This is a genomic window from Streptomyces sp. ICBB 8177, assembly GCF_003144095.1.
Classification (GTDB): domain Bacteria; phylum Actinomycetota; class Actinomycetes; order Streptomycetales; family Streptomycetaceae; genus Streptantibioticus_D.
The window spans coordinates 588,341-608,349 of sequence record NZ_NSKH01000018.1 but is presented as its reverse complement, the minus strand read 5'-3'; the positions used below and the strand labels follow the sequence as shown (position 1 = coordinate 608,349).

The 20,009-nt window shown below is 71.8% G+C and carries 15 protein-coding genes; 10 read left to right on the top strand and 5 right to left on the bottom strand.

Features of this window, described 5'->3' with window-relative positions:
- Positions 1 to 60 precede the first annotated feature (60 nt).
- The 3 genes from CK485_RS11000 to CK485_RS10990 all read right to left on the bottom strand — a co-directional run bounded on the left by CK485_RS11000 (position 61) and on the right by CK485_RS10990 (position 5,352).
- The gene (locus CK485_RS11000; protein ID WP_109452780.1) at positions 61 to 1,524 is read right to left on the bottom strand and encodes a hypothetical protein; all 1,464 of its coding nucleotides are present in this window, start codon (positions 1,522 to 1,524) and stop codon (positions 61 to 63) included.
- Entirely contained in the window at positions 1,521 to 3,062 is a 1,542-nt protein-coding gene (pelF, locus tag CK485_RS10995) for a GT4 family glycosyltransferase PelF (protein ID WP_241968281.1), read from the bottom strand. Before pelF ends, CK485_RS11000 begins: the two co-directional genes overlap by 4 nt.
- Before the next feature lie 106 nt (positions 3,063 to 3,168).
- A complete protein-coding gene (locus CK485_RS10990; protein ID WP_109449482.1) occupies positions 3,169 to 5,352 on the bottom strand; it encodes a hypothetical protein in 2,184 nt (727 codons plus the stop codon).
- A 737-nt stretch (positions 5,353 to 6,089) separates the two neighbouring features.
- On the opposite strand from CK485_RS10990, the gene CK485_RS10985 reads away from it, so the two are divergent.
- Both CK485_RS10985 and CK485_RS10980 read left to right on the top strand, forming a co-directional pair.
- Positions 6,090 to 8,009, top strand: coding sequence for a cellulose synthase catalytic subunit (locus CK485_RS10985; RefSeq protein WP_241968280.1), 1,920 nt, complete (start codon positions 6,090 to 6,092; stop codon positions 8,007 to 8,009).
- Positions 7,978 to 9,912, top strand: coding sequence for a galactose oxidase early set domain-containing protein (locus CK485_RS10980; protein ID WP_109449479.1), 1,935 nt, complete (start codon positions 7,978 to 7,980; stop codon positions 9,910 to 9,912). Before CK485_RS10985 ends, CK485_RS10980 begins: the two co-directional genes overlap by 32 nt.
- Here the strand turns inward: CK485_RS10980 and CK485_RS10975 are convergent.
- Positions 9,860 to 10,930 carry a glycoside hydrolase family 6 protein gene (locus tag CK485_RS10975; RefSeq protein ID WP_241968279.1) on the bottom strand — a complete coding sequence of 357 codons (1,071 nt, stop codon included), beginning with the start codon at positions 10,928 to 10,930 and terminating at the stop codon, positions 9,860 to 9,862. The genes CK485_RS10980 and CK485_RS10975 overlap by 53 nt on opposite strands.
- A gap of 279 nt (positions 10,931 to 11,209) precedes the next feature.
- A complete protein-coding gene (locus CK485_RS10970) occupies positions 11,210 to 11,980 on the bottom strand; it encodes a G1 family glutamic endopeptidase (RefSeq protein WP_109449478.1) in 771 nt (256 codons plus the stop codon).
- 496 nt (positions 11,981 to 12,476) lie between these two features.
- Here CK485_RS10970 and CK485_RS10965 point away from each other — a divergent pair, with 496 nt between their 5' ends.
- The 8 genes from CK485_RS10965 (at position 12,477) to hypA (ending at position 20,006) form a co-directional block, all read left to right on the top strand.
- Entirely contained in the window at positions 12,477 to 13,571 is a 1,095-nt protein-coding gene (locus tag CK485_RS10965; protein ID WP_109449476.1) for a hydrogenase expression protein HypE, read from the top strand.
- 70 nt (positions 13,572 to 13,641) lie between these two features.
- The gene (locus tag CK485_RS10960) at positions 13,642 to 15,423 is read left to right on the top strand and encodes a nickel-dependent hydrogenase large subunit (RefSeq protein WP_109449474.1); all 1,782 of its coding nucleotides are present in this window, start codon (positions 13,642 to 13,644) and stop codon (positions 15,421 to 15,423) included.
- Positions 15,420 to 15,953: a hypothetical protein gene (locus tag CK485_RS10955; protein ID WP_109449472.1), complete on the top strand. Its 534-nt coding sequence runs from the start codon at positions 15,420 to 15,422 to the stop codon at positions 15,951 to 15,953. Before CK485_RS10960 ends, CK485_RS10955 begins: the two co-directional genes overlap by 4 nt.
- A complete protein-coding gene (locus CK485_RS10950; protein WP_109449470.1) occupies positions 15,950 to 16,594 on the top strand; it encodes a DUF5947 family protein in 645 nt (214 codons plus the stop codon). Before CK485_RS10955 ends, CK485_RS10950 begins: the two co-directional genes overlap by 4 nt.
- The gene (locus tag CK485_RS10945) at positions 16,591 to 17,277 is read left to right on the top strand and encodes a DUF6084 family protein (RefSeq protein ID WP_241968278.1); all 687 of its coding nucleotides are present in this window, start codon (positions 16,591 to 16,593) and stop codon (positions 17,275 to 17,277) included. Before CK485_RS10950 ends, CK485_RS10945 begins: the two co-directional genes overlap by 4 nt.
- Positions 17,274 to 18,719, top strand: coding sequence for a hypothetical protein (locus CK485_RS10940; RefSeq protein WP_109449468.1), 1,446 nt, complete (start codon positions 17,274 to 17,276; stop codon positions 18,717 to 18,719). The genes CK485_RS10945 and CK485_RS10940 overlap by 4 nt, the downstream gene beginning before the upstream one ends.
- Entirely contained in the window at positions 18,716 to 19,288 is a 573-nt protein-coding gene (locus CK485_RS10935) for a hydrogenase maturation protease (RefSeq protein WP_199239313.1), read from the top strand. The genes CK485_RS10940 and CK485_RS10935 overlap by 4 nt, the downstream gene beginning before the upstream one ends.
- A 334-nt stretch (positions 19,289 to 19,622) precedes the next feature.
- Positions 19,623 to 20,006, top strand: coding sequence for a hydrogenase maturation nickel metallochaperone HypA (hypA, locus tag CK485_RS10930; RefSeq protein ID WP_109449466.1), 384 nt, complete (start codon positions 19,623 to 19,625; stop codon positions 20,004 to 20,006).
- Positions 20,007 to 20,009 lie beyond the last annotated feature (3 nt).

Here is a 20,009-nt window from a genome sequence, read left to right as displayed (position 1 = left end):
ACGGTGGGTTGCGGTGATCGGCCGCGCGCCGGTCTCGGTGCGGGCGGTACGGGAGCGGGTTCAGCGGTGGGCGGTGACGCGGCCCAGGAGGGCGCAGGCGAACAGCGCGAGCACCCCGGCCGTACACCACCCGGTGACGGCGCGAACGGCGTCGGGCGGCGCCGACCGGCTCACGGTGAGCGCGAGTTCGGCGCAGGCGGCGAAGCAGCACAGCGACGCGGGCCACCACGCGACGCCGAACGCCTGGAGCAGCAGGGCCAGCCACAGCACCGCCCCGAGCGCGGGCAGCGCGAGGGCCGACGCCACGTCACGCGGTGCGGCCGGGGGCCACAGCAGTGCGGCGGCGAGCAGCAAGGCGGCGAGCACCGCGAGGTAGCCGCCGAGGCAACCCAGCAGGACGAGGGCGGCACGGCGCCGGAACGCGCCCGGTGTCGATGTGCTCCGCTGGGCGGCCAGCGCACGGGAGCGGTAGCGGTACAGCGACCATTCGGCCGGTCCCATGCTGAGGGTGAGGGCGACGGCGAGCGGTCCGTGCACCGAGGCGCCGGGGGCCCGACCGAGGACATCGCCGAAGACGGCGAGCAGCGTGAGCGCGCCGCCCGCGAGCCCGAAGAGCCCGAACGGCACGGAGTGCAGGGGGGATCGAGGACGAGCGCAGGACTCGGCCGGGATGCGGGCGGCGGTGGTGAGGCGTCGAGCCGAGGCGGCCACGGCCAGGGTGAGGGAGGTGAGCAGGGCGGCGGTGCGGGCCCATTGCGGCGCGTGTGCGAGGGGAAGGACGATCGCATCCGCCACGGCCGGGGCGAGGGCGGCGAGCAGATCGCGTTCACTGCCGAGCACGAGCAGCGCGGTGGCCGCCGCGAGGTAGACCGCCTGTCCGGCGACGAACGCCGCGGTCCCGGCACCACCCGGCAGCGCGAGGGCGGCACCGCAGGCGAGGGCCGCGCCCGGCGGTGCGCCGGCGAGCAGGCAGCGGGCGGCTCCCCGGCGGCCCTCGGCGGCGAGCCAAAGGTAGGCGCGGTGTGCGAGCGCCTGGTTCCACGCCCAGCCGGTGAGCGCGGCGGCGGCCAGCGCCACGGTAGCGGAGGGCAGACCGTAGCCGTCCGGCGGTCCGGACAGCAGGTGTCCCGCCAGGACGTAGGCCACGCCGGGCAGGGCGAAGACCAGGCCGCGCAGCAGGCACCGCACGACGTCCGCGCGCCACGGGTCGTCCGCGGGCGGCGGCTGGGGGTAGCGGCGCGGGACGCGGGCGTACAACTCCTCGGCGATCGCGAACAGGTCACGGCGTCCGTAGACCCCGGTGATCTGCTCGTCGGAGATCCCGTCGGACTCCAGCACGGCGGCGATCTCGTACGGGTGGACGGCTCCGGCGCACACCTGCGCGAGGCGCTCGGCCAGTTCGTCCAGCGGGTCGGGGGCGGCCCACTTCGGTCTTCGGCGCGGCCTCGGCAGCGTCGGCAGCGGGTCTGCGCTCTCCACCGAGCCGTCCGCGCCGCCCGGCAGCAGCCGCAGCGGGGCACTCATCGCGCCCCCGCGGCGGCGACCTGACGGGCGGCGGCCACCGGCGGCGGCCACCCGGACAACGTCTCGCGGCCCACCAACGGGCCTTCGCACTGGGCCAGTTCGAGGTAGATGGCGCGGAAGGTGTCGATGGTCTGGCGCAGGGTGAAGCGTTCCACGACGCGCCCACGCGCGCCCTCGCCCATGCGGGCCCTGCGGCCCGGGTCCTGGAGCAGGTCCAGGGCGGCGCGGGCCATCGGTTCGGGCTCGCGCGGCGGGACGACCAGCCCGGTGTCGCCGACCGCCTCGCGGACGCCCCCGACGTCGGTGGAGACGGTGGCCCGGCCGCAGGACATCGCCTCGATGAGGGTGAAGGGGAAGCCTTCGCTGATGCTGGAGAGCATCACCACGTTCCCGGCCGCGTAGGCGTCGCGGATGTCGTCCACCCGGCCCTCGAAGCTGACGGACGCGGCGACGCCGAGTTCGGCGGCGAGCGCCTGGCAGCGTTCGCGGTAGGCTTCGCCGCCCCGGGGTGTGCCGCCGAACAACCGCAGCCTGGCGGCCGGGAGTTCGGCGTGGACCAGGGCGAAGGCGCGGATGAGGGTCTCCAGGTCCTTGATGGGATCGACCCGGCCGGCCCAGCTGAGCGTCGGGGTGTCCGGCTCGGGTCCCGCGGGCGGGAAGGCTCCCGGGTCCACTCCGTTGTAGACGGTGCGGATGCGTTCGGCGGCGGCGCCGCCGTGCTCCTCCCAGCGGCGGTTGTAGCGGTTGCCGGGGGTGACCAGCGCGGCGCGCAGGTAGCTCTCCCCGGCCAGCATCCGGAAGAACCCGAGCACCAGCGCCTTCACCGGCCAGGCGTAGGGGCCGGTGCGGTAGCCGAGGTAGCGCTCGCGCAGGTAGACGCCGTGTTCGGTGAGGAGGAACGGGGTGCCGTGCAGGTGCCGGGCGACCAGCCCCGGCAGCGCCGCCAGACCCCCGCTGACCGCGTGGGTCACCCCGTCCCGGGGCGCGGGCGCGGCGAGCGGGCGCAGGGCGTGCTCCAGCAGGTCGGTGGCGGTCAGCGCGTCGTGGACGGTGGGCCGGGCCGCCGCGGTCGGCAGGCCGGGGCGGCGCCAGACGGCGGTCAGCACGCGCACCGCGGCCTCGGATCGCAGGGCGGCGCCGAGCGTACCGGCCTGGGCCGCGGCGGCGAGCCCGTACAACCGCGGCCCGAACTCCGCCTCGTGGCCGGGGTCGAGCAGCGCGAGCAGGAAGCGCTCGTAGTCCTCGAGGAAGGCGCGGCGCCGTCGGCCGCGGGGGCCGCGTCCGGCGGGCGGCGGACCCCACAGCGGCACGGCGGTCACCTCGTGCACGTGGGGCGGCAGTTCCCAGGCCACCGGCTCCTGGCCGGTGCCGGTCACCGCGACGATACGGAAGTCCACATCAGGCATGCCCTGCACCAGTTGGTCGCACCACACGCTGACGCCGCCGTGGCTGTGCGGATAGGTGCCCTCGGTGAGCAGGGTCACGCGGGTGGCGCCCGTTTCGGCGCCGCCGGTTCGGCACATGGCGGACTGGCGCATGGTGATTCGGTTCCCCCGATTTGCCTCGTGCGGTGCCGGGGCACCGGATCGCGTCCGGTGCCCCGGCCCGGGTCCGTCGGTCCTGACCCGTCCGTGGTGCGGTCTGCTACTCGCGGATGTCGCCCGGGCCCGCCGGAACCGCCTTGCGCACGCCGCCCGGCACGGTCGGCCGGACCTTGAGCGCCGGGACGGCGGCGGCCGGGGTGGTGTGGTGGTGGGCCGTCGCGGCAGGCGTCGCGGAGTCCGGCAGGTTCACCGTCACCGCGGTCTGCGAGGCGGCAGGGGACGCCCAGCCGGTGAGCGTTCCGGCGTAGGCGCCGCCGAAGGCGGTGGTGGTCCCGTCGCCCTGGACCTGCCGGCTGCCGGCCGGCACGGTCAGCGGTACTTCAACCCCGCTGGGCGCGTCCACGGTGACGGTGTCGCCGACCCGGTAGGCGGTCACCGAGCCGTCGCTCACGGCGGTGTTCCAGGCGGCCTGCTGCTTCAGTTCGGTGCCGATGTCCGCCATCCGCTGGTTGACGAACGGGGTGTTGTCGGCGAAGAGCGAGTGGTACTGGCCGAGGATGGCGTCCAGCGCCGGGTAGGCGATGCGGTCCTCCGACAGGTTCGACTGGTGGATGAAGAACGGGTCGGGATCGTTGCTCAGGATGTGCCCGAGGTCGATCTTGGCCTCGGTCGGCACGATGTACGACGTGTAGCCGGTGGTCTCGTCCAGGGGCGCGGACAGGCAGGTGGAGTTGCCCGCGCTGTCGCACAGGCCGCTGCCGCCCTGGGCCTTGCTGGTGTAGATCCAGTTGTACTCGTCGGTCTCCTCGTTGGCGTGACCGGCGTTGTAGTAGATGTTCATCGGCGTGCGCGGCACGGTCAGCGCCGATCCCACGGCGCGCTGCGCCGGTTCACGGGAGGAGTCGCTGGCGACCCACTGGACACCGGTCCTGGCCAGCGCGGGGGCCAGGTTGGGGTTGTCCTGCGGCTGCTGCGGCTGGATCTCCAGCCCGGAGTGCTCACCGGTGACCAGTTCCGCGGGGTTGAGGGTCAGTCCGTTCGCGGCGGCCCACGCCTCGTTCCGGGTGATCTCCGACTCGATGGTGGACTGCGGCGTCCACACGGTGTTGCCGGAGGCGTCGGTGGTGCAGGTCCACGGCACCACGGTGACGTTCTGGACGCAACCGAGGAACTCGTGGTCGTAGGTGTGGTCGACCCAGCGGAAGGAGTCCTTCTCGGAGATCAGCTGCTGCGCCATCGGGTCGGTGCCGCCGTTGTCCGACTTGTAGTCGTCGCTGCCGCCGCCGTTGAAGACCAGGTCGAAGGTGAGGCCGTTGCTCTGCTCCCACTGCTGGGCGTACTGCGCGTCGGCGACGCTCATCCGGATCGGGTCCGGGTCGTTGCCGTCCGTGCCGACCGGGCAGTCGACGTCACCGGGGGTGCACTTGAGGGTGGTGTTCCACCGGTCGTCGGCGAGGAAGACGTCGTCGACGTTGACGGAGAAGTAGTTGCGGTCGGTCCCCAGGTGCACGCCCTGCGTCATCCACTCGACCATGCCGCGGGCGAGCAGCCGGTACTGCTCCTGGTACTGGTTGTACGCGAAGGTGACGACGAGTTCGCTGCGGCCGTCGTGGTCGTACTCGCCGACCAGCGAGCCGCGCGCGTCGGCGCCGGGGATCGCCATGTCGACCAGCGGCGTGAAGCTGTCGCCGGCCGCCATCGCGGTCAGCGGCGTCGACAGGTATCCGTAACTCTCGGTCACGCTCGGCGAGTTGTCCTCGAACGGCACGCTGCCCTTGAGGTAGCCGAACGGCCCGGCCTCCCCCTCGGCGGTGACCTGTCCGGTGTCCCCGTCGAGAGAGCCGATGTAGCCGCCGCTCTGCGGGTAGTTGAGGCCGACGTCCGGGTCCGCGTAGTTGTACGCGTCGACCTGGCGGATGCCGAAGTCCTTCTCGTACGTGGCGATGGCCTCCATCTCGGGCGAGTTGGCGCCGAACGGGTTGTCGTCCGGCAGCACGACCGCCTGGAACTTCGCGCGCGCCACCCCGCCCACGGTGTCGCTGAGGTAGGCGGCGTCGATGGTGGGTCTGGTGCTGCTGGTCAGGTCGACCTTGGTGTACGGGGTTCCCTCACTGGCGAGTTCGGAGGTGATGGCCGCGACGGCCGGACCTCCGTCGTTCACCACGAGGACGTTCAGATCGATTCTCGGTGCCGGCGAGTCGGCGCTCGCTCCCGCCACCGGTCCGCCGAGCGCGAGTAACGCCGCGGCGGCGGACAATGCGGTGGCACGCGTTATCCAGCCCATGGGCGTCCCCCCTGGAACGGCATTTCCCCTACCGTTCCGGTCAGTTATGCGGGCGGCCACACTCCAGTGGTATGGGCCGCCCGTGGATGGTGTTGCCGTGTGGTGTTCGCGGACTTCGCGTCCGGTACTCCCGTCCCGCCGGATAGCGCGATATTCGACGTCGGCGTGAGCGGCACGAACGGGGGCCTCCCCCGCACTCGCAGGTCACATTCTGGGGGCAGCGGCGTGCTTTACGGCGCCGAACCATGGATCTGGCGCGAACTCTCCGTCACTTGCCGTTCGGAAACCGGTGGTCAGGACGGTGGCCCGGAAGGGCCTCGGGCCATGACGTGCGCGGATCGCGGGCCACTTCGAGGGAATGCGCTTTCTCATTTCGATCTTGCGGTGTCCGTATTCGGTCAACCGCGGACCGGAATTCGGCGCACAGCAATTCCACAGGAAGTTCCGAGCTTTTCCGCACCGCTTTCCCCGCGGGGCGCGAGTGCCCGGAGTGCCGGGTGGGCCACGGCGCGGCGGAGAAGTCGAGAGAAGGGCGAATGGGGGGCGCCGGTGATCCGCACGGTCCGCTCGCCCGGGTGACACCTATCCGATAGTGCGATGATCCGATGACACACCTCCCGATTCACGCCACGCCGAAGAACGGCGCTGCCCGGTGGAGCGCACAGAATTTGTCACTATGCGATCATGATCTTTACGACTTTTCGGGCATCCGGCCCCATGATCGGCCCGGAGACGCCGTGACGATTTCCCAGGGCAATGACGTGGAGACCACCGCGGTCGGCACCGCGGCCGACCGGACCGCGGTCCGCCCCGCGACCCCGGGGCCACGGGCGCCCCAGCGCGCCCCCCGTGCCGAACCGGGCTCCCGGCCCGTCACGGGGCCGTACGACTACGAGCGCTTCAGTCGCCTCGCCGGGCCGCTCACCGAGCCCGAGCCCGGTCCCGACGGGGTCCACCGGGTGCGCTACCGCAGCCTGCTGGCGACCGGACCGCACCGCAAGCGCACCGCGTTGCTGCTGGCGGCGGCGCCGGTGGTCTCGCTGGTGCTGCTGGTGTGGCTGCTGCTGCCGGAGCACTGGACGCACCAGCGATATGTGCCGTGGTGGCAGACCACGGCGGACGTCGTGATGCTGGTGTGCGTCGGGCTCATCGAGACCTTCCGGCTGGTGACGGTCACCTCCAACGCCCATGCCACGCTGGTGGCCCGCGACCCGGTACCCGTGGTACCGCGGACCGGCTCGCGGGTGGCGTTCCTGACCAGCTTCGTCCCCGGCAAGGAACCCCTGGAGATGCTGCGCGCCACCCTCCAGGGCGCCGTGCGGCTGCGGCACGACGGGCCGCTGGACGTGTGGCTGCTGGACGAGGGCGACGCCGACGAGGTCAGGGAACTGTGCGAACGGCTGGGCGTTCGCCACTTCTCCCGCAAGGGCGTCGAGAAGTGGAACCAGCCCACCGGCGCCTTCCGGGCCAGGACCAAGCACGGCAACTACAACGCCTGGCTCGACGCGCACGGCGACGACTACGAGTTCATGGCCTGCGTCGACACCGACCACGTGCCGCTGCCGCAGTTCCTGGAGCGCATGCTCGGCTACTTCCGCGACCCCGACGTGGCGTTCGTCGTCGGCCCCCAGGTCTACGGCAACTGCGACAGCCCCGTCACCAAGGCCTCGGAGAGCCAGCAGTTCCTCTTCCACGCGCTCATCCAGCGGGCCGGCAACGCCTACCGGGCACCGATGTTCGTCGGCACCAACAACTGCGTGCGCGTCGACGCGCTGCGCCAGGTCGGCGGGTTGTACGACTCGATCACCGAGGACATGGCGACCGGGCTCGAACTGCACAGCAGCCGCAACCCGGCGACCGGCAACCTGTGGCGCTCGGTCTACACCCCCGACGTGCTCGCGGTCGGCGAGGGTCCCTCGTCCTGGACCGACTTCTTCAACCAGCAGCTGCGCTGGAGCCGGGGCACGTACGAGACGCTGCTGCGGCAGTTCTGGCGCAAGCCGTTCTCCCTCTCCCCGGGACGGCTGCTCAACTACTCGCTGCTGGTGACCTTCTACCCGATGTCGGCCCTCAACTGGATCCTCGGCGGCGTCTCCTGCGCCCTGTTCCTGGGCCTGGGCGCCTCCGGCGTCCAGGTGCCGTCGCAGATCTGGATGATGCTCTACAGCGACGCCGCCGCGCTCCAGATCGGGCTGTACCTGTGGAACCGGCGGCACAACGTCAGCCCGCACGAGCCGGAGGGCTCCTCCGGTGTGGCGGGCATGGTGATGTCGGCGCTGTCCGCACCGCTGTACGCGCGGTCGTTCGTCGGCGCCCTGCTGCGGCGCAGGGCGGGATTCGTCGTCACCCCCAAGGGGGACTCCGCCAGCCCCGACCGGCTGGCGACCTTCACCACCCACCTGGGCTGGGCCGCGGTCTTCGGCGGATCGCTGCTCGCCTCGGCCTTCCTGGACAACACCACGCTCACCATGCGCCTTTGGGCGTCGATGGCCACGCTCATCGCCCTCGCCCCGGTCGCCGTCTGGCAGGCCCCGGCCCTGCGGCGGCGCTGGAACGCACTGTGCGGCGGCTTCGCCCGAGCCGCCGCACGCCCCACCGAACCCGGCACGGAAAGGCAGGCAACCTGTGAAGTACCGTCCCAGCCCACAGACGCGTAGAACCGCGCTCGGCGCCACCGCGCTGGTCGCGCTGGCCGCGATGAACGGCCCGGCCGCGGTGGGATTCGCGAAGCACTCGTACCATGAGTACCAGATCAACCAGCCTGCCTACAAAGCACGTTACGGGCACTGGGACCTGGTGGACGTCCCCAAGCAGTACCGCATCAACTCCATCCACGCGGCGCTGCTGTACACCGGCAAGGTGCTGCTGATCGCGGGTTCCGGCAACGACGAGCGCAACTTCCGGGCGGGCACCTTCCAGAGCGTGCTGTGGGACCCGGTCCGCAACACCTTCAAGATGATCGACACGCCCAAGGACATGTTCTGCGGCGGCCACGCCCAACTGCCGGACGGCAGGCTCCTGGTGGCCGGCGGCACCGCGCGCTACGAGGTGCTCAAGGGCAACGTCAAACGGGCCGGCGGCGCGATGGTGGTGAAGAACGAGGACCCCGACCGCCCGCGCACCTTCCCCAAGGGCACGATCTTCCGCGGCTCCAACGGCAAGGAGTACGCCTCCCAGTTCCCGGTGACCGTCCCCGCGGCGACCAAGACCGTCACCGGCAGCGGGGACGGCGAGAAGGTCACGGTGACCGCGAGCGCCGCCCGGGTCTACGTCGAGTCGCTGCACGACGGCGTCTCCGGCGTCACCAACACCGCCGACCAGTACCGCATCCTCGGCCTCAAGGGCGCGGACGAGCACAACCTCTACGGCATGGCCACCAAACTCGGCCTGGACAAGAAGGACTTCCAGGGCTACCGCCAGGCCTACCTGTTCGACCCGAGGACCGAGCGGTACGAGCAGGTCGACTCGATGGCGCTGGCCCGCTGGTACCCCACGCTGGTGCAGCTGGCGGACAACCGGGTGATGGCGGTGTCCGGCCTGGACGACATGGGCGAGATCATCCCCGGCAAGAACGAGATCTTCGACCCCAAGACGCTCAAGTGGTCGCCCGGGCCGACCCACTACTTCCCCACCTACCCGGCGCTGTTCCTCACCAAGGGCGGCGACCTCTTCTACTCCGGCTCCAACGCCGGGTACGGGCCCGCGAACCAGGGCCGCACCCCGGGCATCTGGAACCCGCGCACCGACGTCTTCACCGCGGTGCCGGGACTGCGCGACGCGAACGAGACCGAGACCTCGGCGTCGGTCCTGCTGCCCCCGGCGCAGAAGCAGTCCGTGATGATCATGGGTGGCGGCGGGGTCGGCGAGTCGGCCGACTCCACCGCGCGCACCGCCACCGTGGACCTCGACGAGGCGCACCCGCACTACATGCCGGGCCCGGACCTGCCGCAGGGCACCCGCTACCTCAACGCGGTCATCACCCCGGACGACTCGGTCTTCACCACCGGCGGCTCGCGCGACTACCGGGGCAAGCACGACTCCGACGTCCTGAAGGCGCAGTTCTACCAGCCCTCCACCGGCACCTTCGAGAGCGCGGCGGCACCGACGGTGGGACGCGACTACCACTCGGAGGCGCTGCTGCTGCCGGACGGGCGGATCGCGGTGTTCGGTTCCAACCCGCTGTTCGCGGACAAGGCCGACACCATGGACGGGGTCTTCGAGAAGCGCATCGAGATCTACACCCCGCCCTACCTGTACGGCGACCGCGTGCGCCCGAAGCTGGGCGAGGGCCCGGTGAACGTCGAACGGGGCGAGACGGTGACGTTCGCCTCGTCGTCCGCCGGAACGGTGAAGACCGCCCGGCTGATGCGTCCGAGCGCCGTCACCCACGTCACCGACGTGGAGCAGCGCTCGATCGCGCTGGGGCTGACCCGGCACGGCGGTTCGCTTCGGCTGAGCATCCCCGACGACGCCTCCCTGGTGCCGTCCGGGTGGTACATGCTCTTCCTCACGGACTCCCGAGGGACGCCGTCGCAGGCACGCTGGGTGCACGTGGCGTGAGCGGCGTGAACCCGGTCCAGTCCCGCGCGTCGCGGGCCAGACGCAGGGCGTAGTCGGGCCACCACCGGCCCGCGGGTGGACCGCCCCGGCACGATCCGTCGGACTCGCCGGGGCGCTTCACCCACAGGTAGGCGTCCACCTCCCGTTCTCCGGTGTCCACGGTGGGCGGGTGGCCGAGGGCGCGGTCGGGCGGGTTACACCATCCCATCGCCGCCTCGGGCCCCGCGGCGCGCAGCGGCCCGGTGCCGTTGCGGCTGGTGTCGATGACGAAGTGGGCGCCGCCCAGCAGCTTCGAGAGCCGGTCGCCGTAGGTCTCGGAGGCCTGTGTGGTCTGGAAGTTGGAGACGTTGAGCGCGAATCCGTCGGCCCGCCCCACCCCCGCCTGCCGCAGCGCGCCGGCCAGCCGGGGCAGGTCGGTCACCCAGCCCGCGTTGCCCGCGTCGACGTAGACCGAGGTGTGCGGCAGCGCCTTGAGGGTGCGCACCGCGTCGGACAGCAGCGCGAGGCGGTCGCCGTCGCCGCGTACCTGAGGGCAGGTAACCAGGTGGGCGACCGCGTCGGGCTCCAGCACCACCCAGGCGGGGCGGTCCTCGATGCCGGCGGCGAGCCGGGCGGTCCAGGCCCGGTAGGCGGCGGCGTCCGCGGCGCCGCCCGCGGAGTACTGGCCGCAGTCGCGCTGCGGGATGTTGTAGGCGACCAGCACCGGGATGCGGCCGGTCAGCCGGGCCTCCAGGGTGACCTGGCGCGCTCTGGGTTCCGGGTCGGACTCGGTCAGCCAGGTCGCGGACGGCTCGTCGGCGATGTCGCGCACCAGGTCGGCCTGCTGGTCCTGGCCGCGTTCCTGCCACAGCGAGGCCTGTGCCTCGGCCCGGTTGCCGGGGTCGACCCAGAACGGCCAGCCGTCCCCGGGGTCGCTCAGGCCGGGCGGCCCCGCCAACGGCCCGGAGGCGGCCATCGCCCCCGGGGTCAGGAACACCTGCGCCGCCAGCATTCCGGCGGCGATACAGGCGGACAGCATGTGCCGACGGCTCGTCACCGACACGAGCACTCACCCACCACTCCCTGCGCGACGGCGGCCTGCGGCGGCCCGGATCCGCTTCCCACTGTCACATGTGACGGGCCATCAGACACGCCTCGTTGCGCCGTACGGGTCGGCCGGTCGGCGGTAACGGGGACCCCCGCACGGCACGAAGCCGCCGGTCGGCCGCCCGCGTCGATGACACGGACGGGCGACCGGCGGCGACTGCGCCGTTCAGGGGGCGCTGGGGGGATCGCCTGAGGATTCGGTGGGGTCAGGTCAGCTGTGCTTCCAGGTGACCGAGAAGTTCTCCCCGCCGGACAGGGCGGAGGTGGAGGCCTTGGTGGTGCTGCCGGAACCCATGTTGATCTGGTCGGGGTTGAAGTTGCCGATCGGCTGGCCGTTGGCGGTGGCGCCGGTGAAGTTGGCGGTACCGAAGTTCGCCAGCGGCAGCACGCTGGAACTGGACGGAGCCTCGGCGATGACCTCGGCGGAGGCGTCCTCGGCGGTGGACGACGACTTGGTGGTGGTCTTGGTCCAGCCCTCGGTGGTGTCGCTGAGCTTGAGGGTGAAGGTGGAGCCGCTGACGCTCACCGTGGAGGTGAAGTGGTCGCCCGGGCGAACGGTGTTGCTGTAGTTCACCGGGTAGGCCGGGTACATCTCGTACCAGGAGTAGTACTGCGGCTGCCCGCCCGAGCAGTCGGCCTCGGTGCCGGTCTGCTCGACCGAGTCGCTGCCGTCGCCGTCGATGCCGATCCAGAACGACGAGTACGTGGTCTGGCTGGAGCACTTGACCGTGGGCTGGACCCAGCTGGCGGAGACGCTGGTGAACTTCTGGCCGGTCGCCGAGTACCCGGCCCAGTTGGAGCTGGTGCTGTGGGTGATTCTGCCGTCGGGGGCGACGATCCGGTGGGCACTGATGGGGGCCAGCCGGAAGGCGTGGGCCGATGCCGTCACCGCGGTGGGGGCGACCGCGAAAGCCGATCCCATGGCGGCCGCCACGGCGGCCGTAGCGGCGGTCAGGACGGTGATGCGGGACGTTGCCGACATGCTGCTCCTTCGTCGCGGGGTAGTGCGCGGAACAGGTAGGCCGGTTCGAGCGCGTTCGGCGCCGAACCCTCCCAGTTTTTGACAGCGTGCAGACAATCACATCCACCGTCGCGACCGCCTCGCCCGAAGAGCAAAGCATCCGTCAAATCCCCTGTGCACATGGGAAGTTGTGTGGCTTTCAGTCGGTTGGCGACCCCTCACAGGTGACACACATCCGGATATCGGGCACTCGGACCGGAAGTGACGCCCGAGCGCAAGGGCACCGATCCGGACACCGGGACGCGATCCGGCCACGGCCCGAAAGCGGCCCGTCGGCCCCCCGGATGCCATCACGCAGCGTGAGCACGGGTCCGGCCGGGCGACCGGAATCCACCGCATTGGCGGTATCTGGCACCACACTCCGGCGCGCCCCCGGGTAGGAAGACAGGGACAGCCCGTTATGTGGCTTTCGTCGCATGTCCGACCCAAGTCGCATGTCCGACCAAGGAGACGTCCGATGGGTGCTGACCCTTCCGCCGCCACGGCGGCGTCCACGTCCGGCGCGGCGGACCCCGGCGACGCCGCCGAGTCCCCGATCCACATCCTCTGGATCAACGCCGGCCTCAGCTGCGACGGCGACTCGGTGTCCCTGACCGCGGCGACCCAGCCCAGCATCGAGGAGATCGCCCTGAGCGCCCTCCCGGGCCTGCCCAAGATCGCCGTGCACTGGCCGCTGATCGACTTCGAGTGCGGCCCGGTGCAGGGGGCGGACAACTTCGTCGAGTGGTTCTTCAAGGCCGACCGCGGCGAACTCGAACCGTTCGTCCTGGTCGTCGAGGGCTCGATCCCCAACGAGTCCATCAAGCCGGAGGGCTACTGGTGCGGCTTCGGTGACAACCCGGAGACCGGCCAGCCCATCACCACCAGCGAGTGGATCGACCGGCTGGCCCCCAAGGCGCTGGCCGTGGTGGCGATCGGCACCTGCGCCACGTACGGCGGCATCCACGCGATGGAGGGCAATCCCACCGGCGCCATGGGCGTGCCGGACTACCTCGGCTGGGAGTGGAAGTCCAAGGCGGGCATTCCCATCGTGTGCGTCCCCGGCTGTCCCATCCAGCCCGACAACTTCGCCGAGACGCTGACCTACCTGCTCTACCAGGCGGCCGGATCGGCGCCGATGATCCCGCTGGACGACAAGCTACGGCCGACCTGGCTGTTCGGCGCCACCGTCCACGAGGGCTGCGACCGGGCCGGCTACTACGAGCAGGGCCAGTTCGCCACCACCTACGACTCCCCCAAGTGCCTGGTGAAGCTGGGCTGCTGGGGCCCGGTGGTCAAGTGCAACGTGCCCAAGCGCGGCTGGATGGACGGCATCGGCGGCTGCCCGAACGTCGGCGGCATCTGCATCGCGTGCACGATGCCCGGCTTCCCCGACAAGTTCATGCCGTTCATGGACGAGCCGCCCGGCGGCAGGGTCTCCAGCACCGCCAGCGGGGTGTACGGCGCGGCCGTGCGCAGGCTGCGTTCCATCACCGCGAAGACGGTCGACAAGGAGCCCAAGTGGCGCCACACCGGCCGCGAACTGACCACGGGCTACAGCAGGCCCTGGTGACCAACGGCCGGCCCGGCACCCGCCGGACCGACCCCTCCCCGACGGACGACGAAGGGCAACGGCACACACGATGGCACCCGCGACGAAGGCCGGCGACGGCAGCGGCCTGATGGAGATGTCCTGGGACCCGATCACCCGGATCGTGGGCAGCCTGGGCATCCACACGAAGATCGATTTCAAGCAGAAGCGGGTCGCGGAGTGCTACAGCACCTCCTCCGTCTTCCGCGGCTACAGCGTGTTCATGCGGGGCAAGGACCCGCGCGACGCGCACTTCATCACCAGCCGCATCTGCGGCATCTGCGGCGACAACCACGCCACCTGCTCGGTGTACGCGCAGAACATGGCGTACGGCGTCAAGCCGCCGCACCTCGGCGAGTGGATCATCAACCTCGGCGAGTCGGCCGAGTACATGTTCGACCACAACATCTTCCAGGAGAACCTGGTCGGGGTCGACTACTGCGAGAAGATGGTCCGCGAGACCAACCCGGGGGTGCTGGAGCTCGCCGAGCGCACCGAGGCGCCGCACGCGGGCGACCACGGCTACCGCACCATCGCCGACATCATGCGCTCGCTCAACCCGCTGGAGGGCGAGTTCTACCGGGAGGCGCTGCAGGTCAGCCGCTACACCCGGGAGATGTTCTGCCTGATGGAGGGCCGCCACGTGCACCCCTCCACGCTCTACGCGGGCGGCGTCGGCACCGTCGCGTCGGTGCAGTTGTTCACCGACTACCTCAGCCGCCTGATGCGCTACGTGGAGTTCATGAAGCGCGTCGTGCCGCTCCACGACGACCTGTTCGACTTCTTCTACGAAGCGCTGCCCGGGTACGAGGAGGTCGGCCGCCGCCGCGTCCTGCTGGGCTGCTGGGGCGCCCTCAACGACCCGGACGCGTGCGACTTCACGTACCGCAACATGACCGACTGGGGACGGAAGATGTTCGTCACCCCGGGCGTCATCGTGGACGGCAAGCTGGTCACCAACGACCTGACGCGCATCAACCTGGGCATCCGCATCCTGCTGGGCAGCTCGTACTACCAGGACTGGGAGGGCCAGGAGCAGTTCGTCACCCACGACCCGCTCGGCAACCCGGTCGACGCGCGCCACCCGTGGAACCAGCACACCATCCCGCAGCCGCAGAAGCGGGACTTCGACGACAAGTACAGCTGGGTGATGTCGCCGCGCTGGTTCGACGGCACCGACCACCTCGCGCTCGACACCGGCGGCGGCCCGATCGCCCGGCTGTGGTCCACCGCCCTGTCCGGCCTGGTGGACTGCGGCTACGTCAAGGCCACCGGGCACAGTGTCGTGATCAATCTGCCACGTTCGCTCACCAAGCCGGAGACCACCTTCGAGTGGAAGATCCCGCAGTGGAGCAACGCGCTGGAGCGCAACCGGGCCCGCACCTACTTCCAGGCGTACGCCGCCGCGGTCGCCCTGCACTTCGCCGAGAAGGCGCTGGAGGAGGTGCGCGCCGGCCGTACCCAGACCTGGGAGAGGTTCGAGGTCCCGGACGAGTCCATCGGCTGCGGTTTCACCGAGGCGGTGCGCGGTGTGCTCTCCCACCACATGGTGATCCGCGACGGCAAGATCGCCAACTACCACCCGTACCCGCCCACCCCGTGGAACGCGAGCGTGCGCGACTCCTACGGCACCCCGGGGCCGTACGAGGACGCCGTGCAGAACACCCCGATCTTCGAGGAGAACTCCCCGGAGAACTTCAAGGGCATCGACATCATGCGCGCCGTGCGCAGCTTCGACCCCTGTCTGCCGTGCGGTGTGCACATGTACGTCGGCGGCGGCAAGACGCTGGAGAAGCTGCACGTGCCCACCGGCCTGAGCGGGATGGCCGGATGAGCGCCCAGGAGACCGGACGCCGCGTCGAGGAGGTCCTCGACCGGCTCGCGGCGCTCGGCCGGCCGGAGGCGAGCGAGGCGGCCGAGGAACTGGTCCGGGTCCTGATGGAGTTCTACGGCGCGGGGCTGGCCCGCATCGTGGCGCTGCTGTCGTCGGCCCCCGGCGGCAGCCTGGACCCGCTGCTGGGCGACGAGGTGGCGGCCGGGCTGCTGGTCCTGCACGACCTGCACCCGGAGGACACCGCCGCCCGCGTCGACCGCGCGCTGAACGCGGCGGACGCCGGAGCGCTGGTGGTCGAGGAGTTCGACCAGACGACCGGCACCCTGCGGCTGTCCGCCCCCGCGGGCGGCGGCTGCGGCTGCCGGAGCACCGCGGACGGCACACGGGAACGTGTCGAGGCGGCGCTGTCGTGCTTCGCGCCCGAGGTGGTCACCGTCGAACTGGCCGAGGCGGAGGCGGCGGACGCGGAGCCGGTGCTGCTCCAGATCGGCACCCGCCCGGCCGGAACCGCTTCCGCGGGGGTGCGGTGAGCGCGCCGCCGTCCACCGCGCGCCGGGGCCTGCGCCGCTTCACCGGGCCCCGGCCGCCGCGTGTCGAGCGCTGCGAGCTGTGCGCCGTGCGACTCCCGCAGGAGCACCGGCACATGGTGGACGTCGAGCAGCGGACGCTGGCGTGTTCCTGCACCGCCTGCACGATGCTCTTCGACCGGCCGGGCGCGGGCGGCGGCCGGTTCCGCGTGGTGCCCGACCGCCGGCTCACCGACTCGTCGGTGGCGCTCGACGCCGCCGCCTGGGAGGCGCTGCGGGTCCCGGTGGGCATGGCGTTCTTCCTGCGCAACTCGCGGCTGGACCGCCTCGTGGTGCTCTACCCGAGTCCGGCGGGCGCCACCGAGAGCGACCACGAGCCGACCGCCCTCGACGCCGTGCTGGGCGGCAGCCCGCTCGCCGGGATGCTCCTGCCGGACGTCGAGGCGCTGCTGGTGCGCCGTGACGGCGAACGCGGTGAGTGCTATCTGGTACCCGTCGACACCGCCTACGAACTGGTGGGCCGGATGCGGTTGCACTGGCAGGGCTTCGACGGCGGATCGCGCGCGCATGCCGAACTGGACGCCTTCTTCGCCGAGTTGGCGGCTCGGGCGACCGACGTGGCGGGACAGGACGTGGCCGGGTGAGCGAACTGTCCTTCTCCTGCGCGGGCGTGCGAGCCGATCCGTACGCGGCCGGGCCCACCCTGGTCTTCCGGCTGCGGATCACCGCCACCGGGGACGAGCGGGTGCACGCCGTCGCGTTGCGCTGCCAGATCCGGATCGAGCCCGCGCTGCGCGAATACGAACCGGCCGAGGCGGACCGCCTCGGCGACCTGTTCGGCGAACGCTCCCGGTGGGGTTCGACACTGCACCCGATGCGGTTCGCGCAGGCGTCCGTGGTGGTGCCGGGCTTCACCGGTGCCACCGAGGTCGAGCTGCCGGTGCCGTGCACGTACGACATGGACATCGCCTCGACGCGTTACTTCGACGCGCTGGCGGACGGCAAAGTGCCGCTGCTGCTGCTCTTCTCCGGCACCGCGTTCCGCGGGCCCGGCGGCTTCCAGGTGGAGCCGGTGCCGTGGGACAAGGAGGCCGCGTACCGGATGCCGGTCACCGTATGGCGGGAGATGGTCGAGCAGCACTTCCCCGGCTGCGGCTGGCTGCGGCTGCCGCGCCGGACGATGGAGGCGCTGCTGGCCTACCGCTCGCGGCACGCGCTGCCGTCCTGGGAGGCCACGGTCGAGGCGTTGCTCGCGGAGCACGAACCGCCGCCGGTCGGAACCCTGTTCGGCTCATCCCGCCCACTCGCCAGGGAGAGGACACCGTGACCACGACCACTCCTTCCGCCTCCGGGGCCGAGCAGTCGCCGAAGGACAGGTTCGGCACCGCCCGCAAGGTGGCGGACGCCGTGCTCTTCGAGGGGTACGTGCTGTATCCGTACCGCGCTTCCGCCGCGAAGAACCGGATGCGCTGGCAGTTCGGCGTGCTGGTGCCGCCCGAGTGGGACCACGGCAGTGGCGAGTACAGCGTGCAGCGCACCGAGTGCCTGATGGAGCCGCGGCGCGGCGCCACCCTCCACGTCGAGCTGCGTTTCCTGCACGCGCAGCGCCGCAGTGTCCAACAGGCGCGAGACGACGGGGAGTTCGAGACGGTGGAGCGGCTGGAACTGCCGCGGCGGGTGCTGGTGCCCTGGGACGAGGGGGTCGAGGAGCGCGTGCCGCTCAGTGTGGACGTCGCCGAACTGCTGGACGGCGGTGCGGCGCTGCCGTTCTCCCGGGCCGCGCAGACCGGGACCGAGTCGCTGACCGATGACGCGGGCCGCGAGGTCGGACGGCTGTTGCGCCGACGTGAGCGGCTGGACGGCGAACTTCGGCTCACCGCAGTCGAGTTGCCCGGCCCGTACAGCGTGGTGCGGCTCACCGCGGAGGTCGTCAACACCAGCGGCTGGGCGCCGGAGCCGGAAGGCCCGTCGGACCGCGACGCGGCGCTGCCGCACGCGCTGATCTCCACGCACGTGATGCTGGGGCTGACCGCCGGCACGTTCGTGTCGATGACCGACCCGCCGCAGTGGGCCGCCGCGGCGGTCGCCGAGTGCCGCAACGAGCACACCTGGCCGGTGCTGGCCGGGGACGACGGCCGCGACGACGTGGTGCTCTCCTCCCCGATCATCCTGGAGGACCATCCGCACATCGCCCCGGAGAGCCCCGGCGCGCTCTACGACGCCACCGAGATCGACGAGATCCTGGCACTGCGCACGGCGACGCTGACGGAGGAGGAGAAACGCGAGGCCCGCGGCACCGACGAGCGCGCCGCCGCGGCGGTCGACCTGGCCGAGTCCCTCCCGGCCGAGGTGATGGAACGGCTGCACGGTGCCGTACGCGGACTGCGCGAGGTGACCGGTGAGGCCCCGGAGGGCTTCGGCCCCGCCCCGGTCGGCACCGACCTGCCGTGGTGGGATCCGGCGTCCGACGCGGGGTTCGACCCGGACAGCGACCACGTGGTCGTCGACGGCGTACGCGTCGCGGCCGGCTCCCGTGTGGAGCTGCGGCCGGGCGCACGGCGCACCGACGCCCAGGACCTCTTCCTGCGCGGCCGGGAGGCGACCGTGGAAGCCGTCCTGCACGACGTGGACGGCCTGGTGCACCTCGCGGTGACCGTGGACGGCGACCCCGGCGCGCAACTGCGGCGCGACCAGGGCCGGTTCCTGTACTTCCAGCCCGACGAGGTGGCCCCGCTCGACGGCACCACGCCGCCGGGAGAGCCGTCGTGACGGCCTCCGCTCAGGACCCGGCGGGTGCGGGGGACGCGGCGCGGCGCGGACGCGTCCTGGTCGCCGGGATCGGCAACGTCTTCCTCGCCGACGACGGCTTCGGCGTCGAGACCGCCCGAAGGCTCGCCGGACAGCCGCTGCCGGAGGGCGTCGAGGTGGTCGACGTGGGGGTGCGCGGCGTACACCTGGCGTACCAGCTCCTCGACGGCTACGACACCGTGGTGCTCCTCGACGCCACCGCGCGCGGCGGCCGGCCCGGCACCGTCTACCTCATCGAGCCCGACACGGCCCCGGGCAGGGGGGCGGGGGGCGTCCAGGTCGACGGACACCACATGTCGCCGGACGCCGTCCTCGCCCTGCTCGACACCCTGACGGCGAGCGCGGGCGGCAGCAGACCGCACCGGGTGCTGGTGGTGGGCTGCGAACCGGAGCGCGTGGCGGAGGAGATGGGCCTGAGCGCGCCGGTGGAGGCCGCCGTGGACGAGGCCGTACGGCTGGTGCTGCGCCTGCTGCGCGAGGAGCGGGGGGCCATTGGCACTCCGGCCGGCGCGGCGGCACCCAGCCCCTGAGGCGCCTCGCCGACCGAACACGGCACGCCGCACCACAACCCTGGACCGAGCACCCGAGACGACATACCGGAGGGAGGATCCGACGATGTGGAAGTACCTCTTCGCGGCGGCTGCCGCGGCGGGCATCGGCTGCGTGGTGGCCGCCAACCTGCCCGACCTCAAGCGCTACCTGCGCATCCACTCCATGTGAAGCGAGGGCCCGCCGGACGGCTGGGACCGAACGGCGTACAGCGGCCGGGTGCGGCGGCGTGGCGGAGCCTCCGCCGCCGCACCCGGCCCTGTAATGGCACGCACGCGTTCCCCGCCGGGAGCCGCACCCGTCAGGAAGTGACCGATGCACGAGATGTCCATCGCACTGGCCGTGGTGGGCCAGGTCGAGGAGGCGGCGCGCCGCGACGGCACCCGCTCGGTCGACTCGGTGCGGCTGGCGGTGGGCGAACTCGCCGGTGTCGTCCCCGAAGCGCTGCGCTTCTGCTTCGGGCTGGCCTGCCAGGGCACCGTCCTCGACGGCGCCGATCTGGTGGTGGAGCCGGTCGCGGCGCGCGCCCGCTGTGGTTCCTGCGCGCACATCTGGGACACCGGCGTACCGCCGCACCTGTGCTGTCCGCGCTGCGACGCCGCCACCGCCGAGCTGCTGTCCGGGCGCGAGTTGCGGATCGAGAGCGTGCGCTGCTGCTCCGATCACCCGGTTTCCGTGACTGCCCACGAGGAGGACTGAGGC

Excerpts from the sequence above, each read along its gene's own strand:
- CK485_RS11000 (WP_109452780.1), bottom strand. The coding sequence starts at position 1,524 with ATGAGTGCCCCGCTGCGGCTGCTGCCGGGCGGCGCGGACGGCTCGGTG.
- pelF (WP_241968281.1), bottom strand. The coding sequence starts at position 3,062 with ATGCGCCAGTCCGCCATGTGCCGAACCGGCGGCGCCGAAACGGGCGCC.
- CK485_RS10990 (WP_109449482.1), bottom strand. The coding sequence starts at position 5,352 with ATGGGCTGGATAACGCGTGCCACCGCATTGTCCGCCGCCGCGGCGTTA.
- CK485_RS10975 (WP_241968279.1), bottom strand. The coding sequence starts at position 10,930 with ATGCTGTCCGCCTGTATCGCCGCCGGAATGCTGGCGGCGCAGGTGTTC.
- CK485_RS10970 (WP_109449478.1), bottom strand. The coding sequence starts at position 11,980 with ATGTCGGCAACGTCCCGCATCACCGTCCTGACCGCCGCTACGGCCGCC.
- CK485_RS10965 (WP_109449476.1), top strand. The coding sequence starts at position 12,477 with ATGGGTGCTGACCCTTCCGCCGCCACGGCGGCGTCCACGTCCGGCGCG.
- CK485_RS10960 (WP_109449474.1), top strand. The coding sequence starts at position 13,642 with ATGGCACCCGCGACGAAGGCCGGCGACGGCAGCGGCCTGATGGAGATG.
- CK485_RS10955 (WP_109449472.1), top strand. The coding sequence starts at position 15,420 with ATGAGCGCCCAGGAGACCGGACGCCGCGTCGAGGAGGTCCTCGACCGG.
- hypA (WP_109449466.1), top strand. The coding sequence starts at position 19,623 with ATGCACGAGATGTCCATCGCACTGGCCGTGGTGGGCCAGGTCGAGGAG.